We start from the raw sequence: 18,743 nt of genomic DNA, 5'->3' as shown, positions 1-18,743 counted from the left end.
CCTCTTTAGAAAAGAATGCTTATAAAACAATTGGATAAATATTGTTTGTCAAATAATGATTATTACCACTTATAGCATAAAGCGGATAAATGCACTGTTTCTAATTATATTTATTGCAATGATTTTTCTCTTAATTTTTTTTGATTATGGTAGAAAAATTCATGTAAATGGCGCTTTACTTCCGGTGGATGGAATATTTACTATTTTATCTTCAGATCCTAGCATCGTTGTTCAAATTTTGGTAAAGGAAAACCAAACAATTAAAATGGGACAACCTCTATTTATTCTAAGAAATTTAAAGTACAGTTCTACTTATGATGTGGTATAAAAGTTTTGTCTAATAAAAATATCCTAACACTCCCGCATAAAATTATTTTAGAGCAAAATAATGCAAAAAAATCTCAATACAACAGACAAAAAATCTAGAAGAAGAAAAAATTATTTTACAATCTCAAATAGCAGTACAAACAGAACATATTGAAATTGCTGATGAAATATCACAAAAGAACAAAAAGCTTTTTAACTCAGATTCTGTTTAATAACTGACAATCAAAATTACTTGACCAAAAATCTATATTATTTGACCTTAAACAAAAGTTAGAATCTACAAATCATAAAATTTATGATTTAGATGTTCAATTACTCCAAATACCATTACAAGAAAAAAGATAAACGTCAACATATTGAACAATAAATAATTTCAATTGAAAAAGAGTTTATCGAAAATGAGCAACTAAAATTGATAACTATTGTCGCATCAAAAGATGCGCTCATTTGTACTATTATGGTTTCAAAAGGGTAAAGCATTAGTGATAATGTTATTATGACAACACTATTGCCTGAAAATTCTAAATTAGAGGCTAATTTATTTAATCCATCGAGCGCCATTGGTTTTATTAAAGTCGGCTTACTTGTATCTATTCGATACGATGTACTTCCATTTCAGAAAATTGGTCAACAGAAAGGAATAATCGATGAAATTTCGGGCAACACGCTATATTTGAATGAATTAACATCGCTAGGTATTTACTCTTAACAATTTAATAATGAGAAAAATGCGTATTACCGAGTTAAAGTGAAATTAAGTCATTAAAATATTTTATCGTATGGTAAGAATTACTCTCTAAAATAGAGATATCTTTAGAATCAAATATTTGGCGTGCGGTGTATTCTATAAATGTCAAAGACGGCTTATCTGATTTTTTTACTAAATTGTTTAGGAAAATATTCTAAGTTTGAATTAGGTTAATCGCTATGATAATAAAAAAGCCTACCCATTGAGTAAGCTTTCTTATTTAAAATTGGTCGGCGAGAGAGGATTCGAACCTCCGACCCACTGGTCCCAAACCAGTTGCGCTACCAAGCTGCGCTACTCGCCGTTAGATTTTTACTCTATAAAATGGGGTGGCTAATGGGATTCGAACCCACGACCACTGGAATCACAATCCAGAGCTCTACCAACTGAGCTATAGCCACCATAGAAGTAGGACGAAATATTACGCATAAAAAATAACATTGTCCAGTATATTTTTTCAAAAATATACTGATTGCTTATATTAAGAGCGTTAAAAGCTTAATATTTTACCGCTGATTGATGTGTTTAAATTTTATGTGACATAATATCAATAATTTGAGTATCGGTTGTTTTCATACTCTTGCTAACAATGGCTCCAAGATTATTAATTGAAGCTTCAACGCTATCGCAAACTATACCTTCTTTACCTGTCACACGAATACGATTTAATGCCATTAAAACAGCTTTAAAACTTGAAGATACCGAAGTTGATACTTTCATAGCGCAGCTATTTGAAGCTCCATCACAAATAATGCCCGATAAATCACCAATCATACTACAAATAGCCATTTCAACAGGTTCATATTGGCCTTTACCCAGTAACCATGCCATACCCGCTGCTGATCCCATTGCGGCTGTTGATGCAGCACAAAGTGCTGATAATGGTGGAAATTTACTATGTATATAAATTGCAATAGTATGAGATAAAATCAGAGCTCTAGCTAGTTGCTCTGTTGTTGATTTTAAGTAATCGGCAACTACAACTACTGGCATTGTTGCGGTAATACCTTGATTACCAGAACCTGAATTACTCATCGCAGGTAAAGTTGCACCGCCCATTCGGGCATCTGATGCTGCGGTTGTGCGAATAATCACTTTAGATAACAGGTCATCAGCCAACAACCCCGTTTTTGTTTGTTTGTGTAGGGTAGCGGCAATTTTTAAGCCATATTCTCGTCTTAATCCTTCCTGAGACAAGGCATCGTTTAATTCAGCAGAATGTAAAATAAATTTGATATCATCAAAATTAGATTGCGTTGCAAACTCATATATCTGTTTGACTGACATATGAGTTATGATTGATTCCTTTTTAGACTCCTTTTGTGTTTTATTATCTGCTTTGAAAATTACTTCACCATTTTTTTCTATTAATATTATGTTGGTGTGTGAGCTTTCAATACATACTCTAACATGATCGCCTTTAGCATAAATATTGGCTTCAGAATAAATTGTCGTATTATTATTAGCAATTTGTACACTCACTTTTTGTTCTTTTAGTAGAGCTTTAGCTTGGTTAATTTGTTTAGGTGTAATCTTATTTAGTACTTCAAGACCTGCTTCTGCATCACCGCCAATTGCTCCAATTGCTGCTGCAATTGGCAATCCAACCATACTTGTTCCAGGAACAGTAACTGCCATACCATTTTTCATTAAATTTGGTGAAACATAAGCATCAATATGGCTGATACTATTTTTATCAAGATATTTAGTCGCAACAGCTGACGCTAAAGCAAGAGATATAGGCTCTGTACAGCCTAATGCAGGTAAAACCTCATGTTTTACCAATTCAATTAATTCTTGCCATAGTACTTGTTGTTCCATTTTTTATCTCCATATTATCGCCTATAATAAATAGTGCCAGATGGTGAAACATTTAATAAAAGATATATAATATTTAGTTTAAAATTTAAGGTTAAGCTTGCAAAGTAAATAATTAAATATTTTGTACTAGAATAAATAAAGGTTATTATTTAAAATATTTTTAGAAGGAAAATAATGTTAATCTTTTAAAAAAAGTTTTTTCAGTTTAGCATTAATCTAAAATTTTTGTTTTGTTAAACAGTGAATTAAATAATCGAGAACTGTTCAAAATATGTAATATTTTAGTAAAATTACCTGACTTTTTTTTTATTATTGTAATAATGTAACTACATAAAATTAAATAATAATGGCGATATATGATAAATATTTTGTTAATTGATGATGATGTTGAATTATCACAGATGCTTAGTGAATATCTAACCAATGAAGGTTTTAATATTAAAAGTGTTTATTTGGGTAAAGATGCTATTGATGAAGCATTATCGGGAAAATATCGTGTGGCAATTCTAGATGTAATGTTGCCTGATATTAATGGTATTGACGTTCTTAAAAGTATACGTCAACACAGTAATATGCCCGTTATTATGTTAACAGCTAAAGGTGACAATATCGATCGTGTGTTAGGTTTAGAATTGGGCGCCGATGATTACATTCCTAAACCTTGTTATCCTCGAGAACTATTAGCCCGATTACGCGCAGTGTTACGACGTTTTGATGAACAAACGGTTGAATTAGGTGATGATAAAAAATACCATTTTAATGGTTTAACATTAGATATACCGCAACGGTTATGTACTTGGAATGGACAGGTTATTGACTTAACTTCGACTGAATTCAATTTATTAGTTTTATTGGTAAAAAATAGTGAACGTGTTGTGACTAAAGAAGAATTATCTGAAGTTGGACTTGGTCGCGCTCGAGAACTTTATGATCGTAGTGTTGATGTACATATTAGTAATATTCGTCAAAAATTATATCAAGTTGCCCAAAATGACGTGACGATTGAAACCATCAGAGCTGTAGGGTACCGCATTCGTTAATAACAGTAGGTTTGCTATGAATCGTCGATTATTTTGGAAAATACTTGTTGTATTTTGTGTAATGTTTTTTCTTACTTTCCAACTGACATGGATTGCTTTTTCGCTTTATGTAGAAGACAAAAGTAAACAAATTCTCAATCATATGCCGACAAAAGTCGATATGATTGCGCAATTATTGCATGTGGCTGGTGAAGAAGATACACTTAATTTTATTGCACATTTACCCGAACGTGAGCGAGTGTTATTGTCAATAAGATTGGTCTCTCCACAAAATGATCAAGTTAATATTTTAAATGATGAATTAGAATCTCCGAATTATATGTACAAACGTTCGGCCGTTGCTCCAGATGGAACACTGTATTCTGTTGCGTTTAAAAAAGAAGAAATAAATACTCAGTTCCAAAAAATACTGTTTAATATGCCAATGCCTATTACACTAACGGGAGTTTTAGTTGGGCTTACGTTAAGTCTTACTCTAGCTTGGAATTTAACCAAACCAATGCGATTATTACGGCAGGGCTTTTTTCGCGTATCACAAGGCGATCTTTCGGTTCGATTATTTGATAAATTAGAATATCGGCATGATGAAATAAGTGAAGTGGGTAAAGATTTTGATATGATGGTTGAACAACTTAATATCTTAATTTCTGATCGACAAGCATTGTTGCATGATGTATCGCACGAACTTAGAACGCCACTGGCACGTTTGCAGTTAGCTATTGGGCTTGCTCAACAAAATAAACAAAATATTGATACTTGTTTAGCGAGGATTGAACTGGAATCCGAACGATTAGATCAGTTAATTGGCGAAATATTAAAATACTCCCGTTCTGAAATGGACAATCGTAATGATGAATATTTTGACTTGAAAGATTTATTAAGTGTGGTGATTAATGATGCTAACTATGAGGCAAATCACCAACAGATTGATGTACATTTTACCCCTTCAACAATTAATCATTCGATTGTCAAAGGCAATTCAGAACAGATACGTCGTGCGATTGAAAACATTATTCGTAATGCGATTCGTTTTTCTCAATCAGGGCAGGCTATTGAAGTCTCATTAAAAGAAACGAACAAATATTTACAAATAGAAGTTAAAGATCGTGGACCTGGTGTTGAATGGAATAAATTATCCAGTATTTTTGAGCCATTTGTTCGTATTCAGTCACCACAACTTGGCAAAGGTTATGGATTAGGATTAGCGATTGCTCGAAAAACTGTTGTTATGCACCACGGTAATATTAAGGCAGCAAATCGAGAAGGCGGTGGACTTGTTGTTACTATATATTTACCTTATTGGCGTAAATCACAAAAACTTACGCCTAGTAGCACTCGCTATTAACGGATAATACATACTCTTTAACCAACTCTAGTAATTTAATTTTATCATGCCCTGTAAATGTCAGGGTTTGTATAATTTTATTTGGGTCACTGTCTAATATCGCTTTATACTGCGCAATATATTTACCTGCAATAGGTTTGTATGACCAATGCCACTCTTCGGGAAGATATCCTCCTTTACGTCCTTCATTAAACGGTTGGCAAAAACCATACTTAGGCATATTTTCTTGTAGCCATTGATAAAGAATAATACCTTTTTTATCTTGCTTAAAAAAATTGGATGTCACACTAGTAATATCAACGTCTGTTCCCCAATGATGTCTTGAGGTGCCAGGCATTGATGAAAATTTTAAAATCTCTGTGGCAATGTTTTGTGGATTGTTAACTTTTTGCAACAATGCATCCCACTTGCGTTGCCAAATGCCATTTTGATAATTGTAATTACGAGTTGCACTTACTACAATAAAAGGAATATCTGGGTGTATTTTTTTAAAATCATTATAAGCTTTGATTAGTTGATCTGCTGGTTCTTTTTGTAGATACATTCCTTTTTTATTAACAGGTAAAACTGTTAAATCTAATGCTATAAAATCACTGTCTTTTTTTTCGTCAAATTGACCAGTAAGTTTATTTAATGGAGTTGAATGTGCCATAGTGATAGTCGAGTATGAAAATAGAGTTGATATCAATGTAAAATTGAGAATTATTTTTAATTTTAATGTTTTTTTTATCATTTTGAGTTTCTATAATATTCTATTAGCCAGATAATATGAAAACCAGTATAATCCTTTCCCTAAAAATTGAAATAGCCATAATGTGTAAAAACGAGGCCTTATGTTAAAACTAGCTACATCTAGCACGTCTGCAACTAATTCAGATGCTACAAATACAATCAATGTTAATTCAACACAAGAAAAAATAAATCTACTTAATTTTACGCGTCAGCAATTGCGTGATTTTTTTATATCGCTCGGTGAAAAGCCCTTTAGAGCCGATCAAGTCATGAAATGGATCTATCACTTTGGTATTGATGACTTTGATCAAATGACTGATATTAATAAAAAATTACGTGAACAATTAAAAAACTTAGCTGAAATTAAAGCACCTAAAATTGCTATTGAACAGCGATCATCTGATGGTACCATCAAGTGGGCGTTAGATGTGGGAAATAATCAGATGATTGAATCTGTGTATATTCCTGAGCGGGACCGTGCTACATTGTGTGTTTCATCACAAGTCGGGTGTGCACTGGAATGTAAATTCTGTTCAACTGCTCAACAAGGTTTTAATCGCAATTTAACCGTTGCTGAAATTATTGGACAAGTTTGGCGAGCATCAAATGCCATAGGTGTCACAGGTAAATTAGCCGACAGACCTATCACTAATGTTGTTATGATGGGAATGGGGGAACCTTTACTAAATTTATCTAACGTAGCGCCTGCAATGGAAATTATGTTGGATGATTTTGGCTATGGTTTATCAAAAAGACGAGTAACACTTTCAACTTCTGGCGTAGTACCAGCTTTAGATAAATTGGCAGGAATGATCGATGTTGCATTAGCTATTTCACTTCATGCTCCAAATGATGAGATCCGTAGTGAAATTATGCCAATCAACCAAAAATATAATATGGCGATGCTACGTGATTCAATTTTACGTTATCTTTCAACATCAAATGCCAATCACGGTAAAGTAACAATTGAATATGTTTTATTAAATCAAATAAATGATAGTGTTGAGCATGCCCATGAACTGGCGAAGTTCTTAAAAAATGTACCAAGTAAAATCAATTTAATTCCATGGAATCCATTCCCTGGAGCACCTTATTCTCGTTGTTCAAATACAAGAATTGATAGATTTATGAAAACATTAATGGGTTATGGATTCACAGTAATCGTTCGTAAAACGCGTGGTGATGATATTGACGCAGCTTGCGGGCAACTTGCTGGTGAAGTAGTTGATCGCACGAAACGAACCCTTTATAAAAAGCAAAATCTTGTTCAGAAAACAGCATAATCTTCTAATATAAAAAGGAAGTATAAATGAAAAGATCGCTAATAACATTAAGCTGTTTTTCCATGCTAATGCTATCAGGTTGTCAAACTAATAACAGAGAAGAGTTTGACCCAGAGACCGCTGCATTAGCAAGAATGCGATTAGGACTAGGCTATTTAGCTAAAGCGAACGAATCGGAAGAAAATGTTAAAGCCGCACATTATAATCTAAAATTAGCGTCTCAATATTCGCCCAACAATCCACAAGTGATGCTAGCAATGGCAATGTTTGATCAACATGTTGGCGAATATGATGAAGCTGAAATGATTTATAAACGTATCACTTTAATGCAGCCAGGTAACGGTTTATACCATGTTCACTACGGCTCTTTTCTGTGTGGTAGAGACCGTTATCAAGAAGCTCAAAAGCAATTTGAGCAAAGTCTTGAGTTAGACAAACATAGCTGGAAAGCCGATACCTATGAGCAATATGGTTATTGCGCTATCCAAAATGGAGATAAACAAACAGCCGATCGTATGTTCAAACAACTTTTTGAATATGATCCTAGTCGTCGAAGTAATGTGATAAAAACAGCTGAAATTTATAAAAATAAAGGCGATAAAAATATCGCTAACTATCTATTTTTAATCTCAAAAAATAAATCATAAAAGTTAAAATAAATATTTTAGAAGCAAGAGTAAATGTCATGAGTTTATTGGCCATTATGTTATTAGCGTTGGCAATGTCGAGTGATGCCTTTGCGGTCGCTTTATGTCGAGGTATATCACTAAAATCCATCCCATTTTTAGGTGCTTTAAAAATTGGTGTATTATTTGGTATTATTGAGGCAATTACCCCACTTCTTGGTTGGTTAATTGGCTATATCGCTTTGCAATATATCGAAAAATGGGATCATTGGGTAGTGTTTGCTATCATGATGTTTTTAGGTATTAACATGATTTATAACAGCCTAAAAGCATCAAACGAAGACGACCAAGCAGAAGAACAGGTATCATCAAATAAAAAATCTTTTTTTATGCTGATTTTTACTGCTATATCAACTAGCATAGATGCATTTGCTGTTGGGATAGGTTTAGCAATGGCCAATGTTAATATCTATTTTACTGCGTCAATGATTGGCTTAGCAACTTGTGCGATGGTGACAGCAGGATTGTTATTAGGTAAGAAAATAGGGTGTGTTGTAGGCAAAAAAGCCGAACTATTAGGTGGATTAGTACTTATTTTTATTGGCGTAATCACGCTTTACCAGCATTTAACAAGTTAATTACAAAACGTTATAAAAAACAGACAGCTTTAGATATAAAAAAACCACTCACATATTGGAGTGGTTTTTCATTGGATAAATAATAGGGGAAATTACATCATTCCGCCCATTCCTCCCATGCCGCCCATACCACCAGCAGCACCTAAATCAGCTTTATCTTCTTTAGGTAAATCAGTAACCATACATTCAGTTGTGATCATAAGACCAGCTACTGATGCAGCATATTGTAATGCGCTACGAGTTACTTTAGTTGGATCTAAAATACCCATGGCAATCATATCACCATACTCTTCAGTTGAAGCATTGTAACCATAGTTACCTTTACCGCCTTTAACTGCATTAACAACAACAGAAGCTTCTTCACCACAGTTAGTAACGATTTGACGTAATGGTGCTTCCATCGCGCGAAGAGCTACTTTAATACCAACGTTTTGATCTTCGTTTGCACCTTTAAGGTCTAGAATTGCAGAAGCAGCTCTAACTAATGCAACACCACCACCAGCAACAACACCTTCTTCAACCGCTGCGCGAGTCGCATGTAATGCATCTTCTACACGTGCTTTTTTCTCTTTCATTTCAACTTCAGTTGCTGCACCAACTTTAATTACTGCAACACCGCCAGCTAATTTAGCAACACGTTCTTGAAGTTTTTCTTTATCGTAATCAGAGGTTGATTCTTCAATTTGTTTACGAATTTGTTCAACACGTGCATTAATTAACGATTCTTCACCAACACCATCAATGATAGTTGTGTTATCTTTGTTGATTACAACACGTTTTGCTTGACCTAAATCTTCAAGAGTTGCTTTTTCAAGCTCTAAACCGATTTCTTCTGAAATAACTGTACCTGAAGTTAAGATAGCAATATCTTGTAACATTGCTTTACGACGATCACCAAAACCAGGCGCTTTAACCGCTGCAACTTTAACAATACCACGCATTGTATTGACAACTAATGTTGCTAATGCTTCGCCTTCAACATCTTCAGCGATAATTAATAGTGATTTACCCGCTTTAGCAACCGCTTCTAATACTGGTAGTAATTCACGGATATTAGAGATTTTTTTATCAGCTAATAAAATATAAGGGTTATCTAATTCAACAGTAGCTGTTTCTGGTTTATTGATGAAATATGGTGATAAATAACCACGGTCAAACTGCATACCTTCAACAACATCAAGTTCGTCTTGTAAACCAGTACCATCTTCAACAGTGATGACACCTTCTTTACCTACTTTTTCCATTGCTTGAGCAATTAAAGTACCAACAGTTTCATCAGAGTTTGCTGAAATAGTACCAACTTGCGCAATTGCTTTAGAGTCAGCACATGGTGAAGATAATTTTTTAAGCTCTTCAACTGCAGCAACCACCGCTTTATCAATACCACGTTTTAAATCCATAGGATTCATGCCCGCAGCAACAGCTTTTAAACCTTCATTAACGATAGCTTGAGCAAGTACTGTTGCTGTCGTTGTACCGTCACCAGCTGCATCATTTGCTTTTGAAGCGACTTCTTTAACCATTTGTGCACCCATGTTTTCGAATTTATCTTCTAATTCGATTTCACGAGCAACTGACACACCATCTTTAGTAATAGTTGGGGCACCAAATGATTTATCTAATACCACATTACGCCCTTTTGGACCTAAAGTTACTTTAACTGCATCAGCTAATACATTAACACCTTTAAGCATTTTAGTACGAGCGTCATTTCCAAATTTCACATCTTTAGCTGCCATCTTCGTATTTCTCCTAAATTCTGTATATAAATTAAATTATTTGCCAGTTATGCTTCAACAATGGCTAAAATATCGGTTTCTGATAGGATAAGCACTTCTTCGTTATCGATTTTTTCTGTTTTAACGCCATATCCTTCATTGAAAATTACGATATCACCAACTTTAACATCTAATGGCTGAACTTGACCATTTTCTAAAATGCGACCATTACCAATAGCTAAAACTTCACCACGTGTTGATTTACCAGCAGCTGAACCAGTTAAAACAATACCGCCAGCTGATTTTGATTCTACTTCTTTGCGTTTAATGATCACACGATCATGCAATGGACGAATTTTCATTAGTTATCTCCTAGCACTAATTTTTACTTAAACAATTATTAACAATAAATCATAAAATTATGATATGTATTATATAGTGCACAATACATGGGGATTATTTTAAATTCTTCAAGAGAATAAAATAAAAAAAAATCCAATTGATTATTTATTCATCACTCTTTCGTTCGAATTCCCCTTCAATAACATCATTCATTTGTGTGTTGCGGTTAGAGGAAAAAGCATAAAATCTTGAGGGTAGTTTTCCAACAATAAACCGGACAATATATTCTTGAACGCGTGGAATGAACATAATGGCGCCAAGAATATCAGTTAAAAAACCCGGAATAAGTAACAAAAAGCCAGCAAATAATAAGGATACGCTCTTAATAATTTCATCTTTAGGATTTTGCTGATTAACAATTTTTTGTTGCATAATACTTAGGTTTTTTAAACCTTGTTTTTTAATTAATGAAAGACCAATAATTGAAGTAGCAATAATCCCAATCAAAGCAAGAAAAACACCAATTGAATCAGCAACTGTTATAAAGAAACTCAGTTCAAAATAAGCATAAATAAAAAAAATAATGAAACCAAAAACTCGCATATAAAATTCCTCTAAATATAGAGTGATATTATCCTAACTAAATTATTAATATAGTGATAATTAGTTAAATTTCAACCAATCAGTACATATTTTTAAAAATTTCTTACAAGAGGGATTGACGGATGATCGCGAATCGTGTTTAATACACATCCATTGTTGCCCGGATAGCTCAGTCGGTAGAGCAGGGGATTGAAAATCCCCGTGTCCGTGGTTCGATTCCGCGTCCGGGCACCAATTCCAAAAAAAGACACCAGCTTAAAGCTGGTTTTTTAATGTCTAAAGCTTTTTCGAAACTATCTTTCAAGGAATTTCCTTTGTTAACCGATGTCAGCTGAGATTACTCTATATCAAGTGCAAAATCGGATACAAACCCAGATACAAGTATCTTATTGATTCATGATAAATTATTTTATAACAATAGGTTAAAGTTTATTATCTATACCGTATACGGGAATAGATAAAATAAAGTATCTCTTAATATAGAAAACTTCTTTTAAAAATCAGGGATCTTTTCAGCTTGTTTTGCAAGGCCATTAGAAATTGCATCACTGATATGTAAAGGGTGATGGTTTGGTAATTGAGATTTGATCTGTGAAATAACACTAGGCATGAGCGATTTAAACTCAATAAACATTCCTTTGGTCAGATTTTCATCTAGTCCAACGTGTTTACCCATCGTAATAAAATGTTGATGGTTACAATAAATTCCATTTACAATGAATTATAATTAACCTATAAAATACTTAGTAAATTTTTAAATTCATAGAATGTATTAGCTTTTAATAATTGTTTTGTTATGGCTTTATCATCAATTAAATTTAATATTAGATCATATAAATTATCTGTAATTTCATTATCAGTTTTCGATAATGCAAGTAAAAATATAAAATTACATTTTTTATCTTTCTCCCATTGTATCCCATTCGGAAATATAGCAACTGATACTCTTGATCTGTTTGCACTCATTGTCATAGAATGAGGTATAGCAATGACATCATTAATCAATGTTGTCTGTAAGCTCTCTCTTTCTAGCACACTAGACACAAAATCCTCTGAGACAATATTTTGTTTTTCTAGATCAACTGCCATTTTTACTAATAAGTCTTTTTTAGATAATTTATCAGTGTCAAAGTAATAAAAATTTTCAGGATTAAAAAGTTGCATAACATTATTATTAATTTGATCATCGGTTAGATAATATTTTAAATCATCAATTGCTTTATCTATATTTGACATATCAATGTAAGCAGTGGGAGTATTTTCTTGAGTAAATGGAAGTGTGGTAATTGTTAGATCTATGTCACTTATCTTTGATAATTGAAATTCAGCATAGGAGTATGTTTTTTTTATATTAAATTTATTTGGGAATTTTTTATTTATTTTTGATTCTATAATTTTACTCATAGCAAAGCCACCACCACAGACGATAATCACATTAAGCTGTGGAGTTTTTGCTTTATGTCTTTCAATAGCGCCAGCTATGTGTAGTGCTATATATCCGACTTCATCTTCAGAAAAAAAGATATTGTATTTTTTACCAATTACGCCTAGATGGGTTAAACTTAAACTGTAGGCAAATGGGAAAGAATTTATTATTGTACTGAGTATTGGATTTTTTCTTTCTTTATCTATTGAACTAATTTTAATAAAATTCTCAATATGGTTAACTAAATCTTCAAATAAGATCTCATCTTTAGTCCAATTAAGATTAGATGTCTCATATATTGATGTTAATAATTCATCAACGATGATCGACGATTCAGATGGGTGATTTTTAGGGTTTTTGATTAATCTAGGTACATTAATGGATAAAGTTAGAATAAAATAGTTGATTTCATTAATGGGTAATGTGATTGAGAATGAGTTTTCTATTTCCTTAAGAAATAAATATATTGCATCTAATGCATGATCCATTAACTTTGGAACTTCAATGGATATTTCATTAATTGTTAATCCTTCTTTTACTCTAGCTATCGCCAGTGCAATAGTCGATATTATATTTTTATGATAAAAATCAGAGTCCAATAATTGTAGAGAATATAAATGTTTTGATTCTAATGTATTTAATAAATCTAAATCAATATTTGTCAAAAATAACTTTTCTAAATCCGTGAATCCAACCAAATAAGATTGTAAATCGTTAATCAAAAATAAATCTAATATAGCTTTTCGTTTATCGTATTCTGTGCCAATAACTTTAAATCCAGTATTTGTATTATTAATTAGTTTTAAATTATAGTTTGATAATGTTTTACGTATATTTTTCAAGTACATATATAGTGTATTTTTGCTTATACATAAATGTTCCATTAATTCATAAACGGAATAATATTTTAGCTCATTCAATAATAAAGCGAATAAATAATTCTGACGTTCTTCTAAAGAGCCTAATAAACTATAGCCTTCAGTTTTATTAAAATTACCCCACCAGTCGATGATTTTTTTTTCATCTTCACAATCTAAGATATAACCTTTTTGTCTTATTAATTTTATTTTGGCATTTTTATCAATTAAATAATCATTTAGGTTAGAAATGTCCGTGCGAATAGTTCGTTCAGACACATTAATTGTCGACGCAATATCTTTAATTAATATGGGCTCTTTTTTAAGTAAAAAAAAATCAAATAAATCATCTAACCGTTGGTACGAAAATTTACTCATAGTAATAAAAGGCCTCATTTAAAAAATTACTATGAATATGATATTACTTCTAGAAAAAAAGATAGTACATTAATTTTCCAAAATAAAATGAAAATGTATGGATATGCTTTTTTATAACATCTCTTATTATATTAATTAATCCATTTTATTTAATTAAAGGTATTAAAGTAATGAATCTTTCAGAAAATAATATTTTTTTGAATTTAAACGTAGAAAGTAGAGATGAGTTATTTGATTTTTTATCAAGTAATGCTTTTAAGCATAATTACGTCAATGATATTAAAAAAACTATGGAAGCATTTATCGATAGAGAAAAAGAATCATCGACAGGATTGATTGATGGGTTTGCAATTCCTCATGCAAAAGATGACGCTGTTATTACTCCAACTGTTTTTTTTGCAAAATTAGCTAAACCGATAGAATGGGAAACATTTGATGAGAGTAATGTTCAATATGTTTTTGCTTTATTCGTGCCTAAAAATGAGGCTGGCACTACCCATATTATGATGATAAGTAAACTAGCTACTGCTTTAATGGAAGATGATTTTAAAAATGAAATAAAAGCTTCAACAGATATAAATAAAATTATATCACTAATCAGTAAGGAAATGACAAGAGAGGTATTAGTATGAAAATTGTTGGTATTTCAGCCTGCCCAGCAGGACTAGCGCACACACCTATGGCTGCTAAAGCATTAGAGAATGCAGGTAAAAAATTAGGTTATGATGTAAAAATTGAGCAACAAGGATCTTTAGGGCAAGTTAATAAAATTTCACAAGCTGAAGTTGATGAAGCTGATTTTGTTTTATTAGCAACAGATCAAAAAGTAATAGATATGGATAGATTTAAAGATAAGCCTCAATTAAAAGTTAGTATTGCCACTTGTATTAAGGCTCCTGAAGCAGTTTTAAAAAAATGTGTGAATATCATAGAAAGTAGAAAATAACTAAATAAGAGAAATTAATATGAAAAAAATAATGTTTGAGTTGAAAGGGCATTTGATGAGTGGCATTAGTTTTGTTCTACCATTAATTATCGGAGCTTCTTTAGTAATTGCTATTCCCAAAATGATAGCATTATCTATGGGTATTACTAGTCTAGATATTTTTAAAGATAGTTCTGGTTTTGAGCACTCTCTTTATTTGATAGAACAAGTGGGTTGGGTAGGTATAGCATTAATAAATACAGTATTAGCTGGTTTTATTGCATATTCTATTGGTGATAAGGCTGCAATTGGTGCTGGATTTATTGGTGGAGCTGTTGCTAGTTCAACTAATGCTGGATTTTTAGGTGCGGTGATTGCTGGATTTTTAGCTGGCTATTTAGTTAAATGGGCAAAAAATAAAATTCATCTACCAGCATCATTTTCAGGCGTAATGCCACTGGTTATTCTACCTTTAATTGCTACTTTATCTGTAGCTATCATTATGGGAGCTGTTTTATCTGAACCACTAGCTTTGATTAACACAGGATTAGTTAATTGGATCAGAAGTATGATAGCGAATGATGTCAGCCAATTATTATTAGCTATTATTCTTGGGGGAATGATCGCTTCTGATTTAGGTGGCCCAATTAATAAAGCTGCATGGATGGCAGGAAATGTGTTATTAATTGAACAGATTTATATGCCAGCAATCATGGTTAATATTGCTATTTGTGCTGTTCCTATGGGATATGCTTTTGCAACGTTATTCCATAAGAAAAAATTTAATGCTGAATTATTAGATGCAGGCCGGAATAATTTTGTGATGGGATTTATTGGTATTACCGAAGGTGCAATACCATTTACTTTAGTAAACCCATTAAAGTTAGTACCAATTAATATTATTGGTGGAGCTATAGCATCAGGTTTAGGTGTTTTATTAGGGATGTTTGACAAGATGCCACCTGTTGGTGGTGTTTATGGTTTCTTTACTGTCGGAAATGGCTGGGCATATTTAGTCGGTCTATTTGTTGGTGCTGCTTTCATCGGTTTTTTTGCGCCATTGTTTGTTAACTTTAAAAGAGATGATGAGCAAGAATTAATAGATATTGATGATATTGAGATCAGCATTGAAAATTAAATTTAATTTAAATAGGCCAAGATAATGAAAAAAGTACATGTAGTTCCGCATACTCATTGGGATAGAGAGTGGTATTTCACAACTAGTCGCTCTAAAGTATATTTGATGCATGATTTTAAAAGAGTCATTGAATTATTAGAAGATGAAAATGGATATGATTCATTTTTATTAGATGGTCAAGCATCTCTTTTAGATGATTATCTCAAATGGAGACCGCAAGATAAACATAGAATAGAATCACTAGTAAAAAAAGGTAAGTTAATTATAGGTCCTTGGTATACTCAAACAGATCAGTTAGTGATATCTGGTGAAAGTATTATCAGAAATATGCAATATGGTATAAGAATTTGTAGTGAATTTGGTGGATATATGCCAGTTGGTTATGTTCCAGATTCATTTGGTCAATCATCAAGCATGCCTCAAATTTACTTAGAATTCGGCATTAAAGATACAATGTTTTGGCGCGGAGTTAGTGATGATGAAGTCAAAAAAACAGAATATAGATGGAAAGGAGAAGATGGTTCAATTGTAAATGTATTCCAAATTCCTAGTGGTTATTACATTGGCGGAGCTATTCCTGAGGATTCGCAAGAACTAGCAACTTATTTGAAACAAGATCCTTTTAGAAAAACATGGGCAAGAAGTTCAACTAATCATGTTTTTTTCCCTAATGGATTTGATCAAGCTCCACCAAGAGAAAATCTATTAGAATTAATAGCTAGAATGAATGAATTATATAAAGATGAGTTTGAATTAGAAATATCTACTATAGAAAACTATATAAATGCTATAAAAAATGAAAACCCGGACTTAGAAGAAATTAGTGGTGAGTTAATTAATGGAAAATTAATGAGAATTCATAAAACTATTTTTTCTTCAAGATCAGATTTAAAACAGTTAAATACACAAACTCAAAACTATCTTGTTAATATAATGGAACCTATTTTAAGTATTTCTATGTCATTAGGTTTCGAATATCCAGTAGAAACAGTTCGTGAAATATGGAAATTGATGTTTGAAAATGCTGCGCATGATTCGATAGGTTCGTGTGTATCTGATTCTGCTAATGAAGATATCTATATGCGCTACAAACAAATTAGGGATATTTCGGAGAACTTGATAGAGCTTACAATGAGAAATATATCGATGAGAATTGATAATTTTTCTGGTAAAGATATTACTCTAACTGTATTTAATACTTTTAATAAATCTAGAAGTGGAATTATTGAAGCAGATGTTTATTTACCACAAGAAGATTTTAGAATATTAGATCAGCAAGGTATGGAGATTCCCTATACAATTTTAGAATTAGTAGATCAGACACAATATGTTCTTAATCAAGGAAATATTCTTAACCCAAGTAAAAAAATATATATTCCAAAGAAAGTATATAAAGCAAAAATTGCGTTAGAATCATTTAATCTACCTAGCTTAGGTTATAACCAACTAACGCTAGATTTGAATGGCAGTACACATAAAAAAATCAAACAAAAATCTACTAATGTAATTGAAAATACTTATTATACAATTACTGTTAATAAGAATGGTTCTTTAGACATTTTAGATAAAAAATCAAATGTAACCTATAAAAATCAAGCTATTATAGAAGATAATGGTGATGATGGGGATTCTTTTAATTATTCACCTCCGGTTAACGATTTAGTTGTTTATTCTACAGATTTTTCACCTACGATAACGATAAAAGAATCGGATATCGTTAGTATGGTTTGTATAGATTTTGAAATGTTAGTACCTAAAAATCTACAAGAAAGATCACAAAGAAAATGTACAACTTTATTACCAATCACATTAAATTTAACCATTAAAAAAGATTCTCCTGTAATTGATTTTTCATTACAAGTAGATAATACATTAGTTGATAGCCATCGAGTATGTGTATCTTTTGATACAAGTATTGCATCTAAATTTTCAACGGCAGATCATCAATTTGGCGTAATAAAAAGACCGGTTCTATTTGAAAAAGAAATGAGCTTATGGGAGCAAAATAAAAACTCTTGGAGTGAGCAACCTATAGCAATCGAAACTTGCCAAACTTTTGTAACTTTATCTGATGAAAATAAAGGTGTTGCAGTCGTACCCAAAGGGGTTCGAGAATATGAAATCATTGGTGATGATTACAGTATTATACGATTAACTATATTTAGAACATATGGTTTTATGGGAAAAGAGAATTTAATGTACAGACCAGGACGAGCTTCTGGTGAAACAACTATTAAAACTCCTGATGCCCAGTGTCATAAATATATGACATATTCGTTTTCGGTTTTTTATTATTCTGAATCATTTAACTCTTCAAATGTTGCTGAGTTAGCAAAACAAATATTATCACCAGTTCAAGTTTACCAAATAGCAGATTTTCTAAACTCAAGATTAATATTTACATTATCAGATGTAGATAAAACACTTCCTGTCACTTTTAGTATGATGGAAACTAGCGGAGATTTAATTTTAAGTGTTATAAAGAAAGCTGAAGAGAGACCGGGTTATATCTTAAGATTTTATAATGGTAAATATAAACAGATTAGTCATTCAACAATTAAGTTTAAGCATAAAATTAAACTAGCTGAAAAAGTTAATCTTCAAGAACATTGCTTAGATAATATAGATATATTTAATAATAGTATTGATATTAAAGGTATTGAGCACGCTAAGTTTGTTACGATTTATATCGAATTTGAAAATGAATTAACTCATTAATAAAGCGAATAAAATTTAGCCAATATGGATGATGTTGGCTAAATTATTTATAGATATATTATCTAAAATAATATAAAT

At 32.0% G+C, this 18,743-nt stretch carries 17 protein-coding genes and 3 tRNA genes; 11 read left to right on the top strand and 9 right to left on the bottom strand.

The genetic code is table 11. The features are described 5' to 3' along the window. Positions 1-823 precede the first annotated feature (823 nt). Positions 824-1,036, top strand: a complete 213-nt coding sequence (locus GAPWK_RS13680) for a hypothetical protein (protein WP_025316778.1) — start codon at positions 824-826, stop codon at positions 1,034-1,036. Positions 1,037-1,302: 266 nt separating this feature from the next. Here the strand turns inward: GAPWK_RS13680 and GAPWK_RS13675 are convergent. The 3 genes from GAPWK_RS13675 to GAPWK_RS13665 all read right to left on the bottom strand — a co-directional run bounded on the left by GAPWK_RS13675 (position 1,303) and on the right by GAPWK_RS13665 (position 2,896). Beyond that, positions 1,303-1,379: transfer RNA gene (locus tag GAPWK_RS13675), tRNA-Pro, on the bottom strand. 21 nt (positions 1,380-1,400) lie between these two features. Further along, positions 1,401-1,476, bottom strand: a tRNA-His gene (locus GAPWK_RS13670). Between the two features lie 124 nt (positions 1,477-1,600). Further along, entirely contained in the window at positions 1,601-2,896 is a 1,296-nt protein-coding gene (locus GAPWK_RS13665; protein WP_025316777.1) for an L-cysteine desulfidase family protein, read from the bottom strand. Positions 2,897-3,255: 359 nt separating this feature from the next. Here GAPWK_RS13665 and GAPWK_RS13660 point away from each other — a divergent pair, with 359 nt between their 5' ends. Further along, on the top strand, positions 3,256-3,936 hold the full coding sequence (locus tag GAPWK_RS13660) for a response regulator transcription factor (RefSeq protein WP_025316776.1): 681 nt from the start codon (positions 3,256-3,258) through the stop codon (positions 3,934-3,936). 16 nt (positions 3,937-3,952) lie between these two features. Further along, the gene (locus GAPWK_RS13655; RefSeq protein ID WP_025316775.1) at positions 3,953-5,281 is read left to right on the top strand and encodes an ATP-binding protein; all 1,329 of its coding nucleotides are present in this window, start codon (positions 3,953-3,955) and stop codon (positions 5,279-5,281) included. Here GAPWK_RS13655 and GAPWK_RS13650 read toward each other — a convergent pair. Further along, positions 5,262-5,933, bottom strand: coding sequence for a M15 family metallopeptidase (locus GAPWK_RS13650; protein ID WP_158413613.1), 672 nt, complete (start codon positions 5,931-5,933; stop codon positions 5,262-5,264). The two genes, GAPWK_RS13655 and GAPWK_RS13650, sit on opposite strands and share 20 nt — an antisense overlap. Before the next feature lie 181 nt (positions 5,934-6,114). Between GAPWK_RS13650 and GAPWK_RS13645 the strand changes: the two genes are divergently transcribed. The 3 genes from GAPWK_RS13645 to GAPWK_RS13635 are packed head-to-tail and all read left to right on the top strand — an operon-like array spanning position 6,115 to position 8,560. Beyond that, positions 6,115-7,296: a bifunctional tRNA (adenosine(37)-C2)-methyltransferase TrmG/ribosomal RNA large subunit methyltransferase RlmN gene (locus GAPWK_RS13645; protein WP_025316773.1), complete on the top strand. Its 1,182-nt coding sequence runs from the start codon at positions 6,115-6,117 to the stop codon at positions 7,294-7,296. A gap of 26 nt (positions 7,297-7,322) precedes the next feature. Further along, a complete protein-coding gene (locus tag GAPWK_RS13640; protein ID WP_025316772.1) occupies positions 7,323-7,943 on the top strand; it encodes a tetratricopeptide repeat protein in 621 nt (206 codons plus the stop codon). Positions 7,944-7,981: 38 nt separating this feature from the next. Further along, positions 7,982-8,560, top strand: coding sequence for a manganese efflux pump MntP (locus GAPWK_RS13635; RefSeq protein ID WP_025316771.1), 579 nt, complete (start codon positions 7,982-7,984; stop codon positions 8,558-8,560). 92 nt (positions 8,561-8,652) lie between these two features. On the opposite strand, the gene groL is transcribed toward GAPWK_RS13635, so the two are convergent. From groL to GAPWK_RS13620, 3 genes are all read right to left on the bottom strand, one after another. Further along, positions 8,653-10,299: a chaperonin GroEL gene (gene groL, locus GAPWK_RS13630; protein ID WP_025316770.1), complete on the bottom strand. Its 1,647-nt coding sequence runs from the start codon at positions 10,297-10,299 to the stop codon at positions 8,653-8,655. A gap of 47 nt (positions 10,300-10,346) precedes the next feature. Beyond that, complete coding sequence (locus GAPWK_RS13625; RefSeq protein WP_025316769.1) at positions 10,347-10,640, bottom strand: co-chaperone GroES; 294 nt, start codon at positions 10,638-10,640, stop codon at positions 10,347-10,349. A gap of 145 nt (positions 10,641-10,785) precedes the next feature. Continuing rightward, positions 10,786-11,223 carry an FxsA family protein gene (locus tag GAPWK_RS13620; protein ID WP_025316768.1) on the bottom strand — a complete coding sequence of 146 codons (438 nt, stop codon included), beginning with the start codon at positions 11,221-11,223 and terminating at the stop codon, positions 10,786-10,788. 158 nt (positions 11,224-11,381) lie between these two features. Between GAPWK_RS13620 and GAPWK_RS13615 the strand changes: the two genes are divergently transcribed. Beyond that, a tRNA-Phe gene (locus tag GAPWK_RS13615) sits at positions 11,382-11,457 on the top strand. A 259-nt stretch (positions 11,458-11,716) separates the two neighbouring features. Here the strand turns inward: GAPWK_RS13615 and GAPWK_RS13610 are convergent. Beyond that, positions 11,717-11,899, bottom strand: coding sequence for a hypothetical protein (locus tag GAPWK_RS13610; protein ID WP_025316767.1), 183 nt, complete (start codon positions 11,897-11,899; stop codon positions 11,717-11,719). Positions 11,900-11,955: 56 nt separating this feature from the next. Continuing rightward, on the bottom strand, positions 11,956-13,884 hold the full coding sequence (locus GAPWK_RS13605; protein ID WP_025316766.1) for a BglG family transcription antiterminator: 1,929 nt from the start codon (positions 13,882-13,884) through the stop codon (positions 11,956-11,958). A gap of 170 nt (positions 13,885-14,054) precedes the next feature. Here GAPWK_RS13605 and GAPWK_RS13600 point away from each other — a divergent pair, with 170 nt between their 5' ends. Genes GAPWK_RS13600 through mngB form a run of 4 tightly spaced genes read left to right on the top strand, consistent with a single transcriptional unit; the run spans position 14,055 to position 18,665 of the window. After that, a complete protein-coding gene (locus tag GAPWK_RS13600; RefSeq protein WP_025316765.1) occupies positions 14,055-14,516 on the top strand; it encodes a PTS sugar transporter subunit IIA in 462 nt (153 codons plus the stop codon). After that, entirely contained in the window at positions 14,513-14,830 is a 318-nt protein-coding gene (locus GAPWK_RS13595) for a PTS fructose transporter subunit IIB (RefSeq protein ID WP_025316764.1), read from the top strand. The genes GAPWK_RS13600 and GAPWK_RS13595 overlap by 4 nt, the downstream gene beginning before the upstream one ends. A 19-nt stretch (positions 14,831-14,849) precedes the next feature. Then, positions 14,850-15,947, top strand: coding sequence for a PTS fructose transporter subunit IIC (locus tag GAPWK_RS13590; RefSeq protein WP_025316763.1), 1,098 nt, complete (start codon positions 14,850-14,852; stop codon positions 15,945-15,947). 21 nt (positions 15,948-15,968) lie between these two features. Further along, entirely contained in the window at positions 15,969-18,665 is a 2,697-nt protein-coding gene (gene mngB, locus GAPWK_RS13585; protein WP_025316762.1) for a mannosylglycerate hydrolase, read from the top strand. Positions 18,666-18,743 lie beyond the last annotated feature (78 nt).

The sequence above is a fragment of the Gilliamella apicola genome (assembly GCF_000599985.1).
GTDB classification, from domain to species: Bacteria; Pseudomonadota; Gammaproteobacteria; order Enterobacterales; family Orbaceae; genus Gilliamella; species Gilliamella apicola.
Note: the sequence above shows the minus strand (reverse complement) of the source record. Positions and strands in the feature narration are given on the sequence as shown.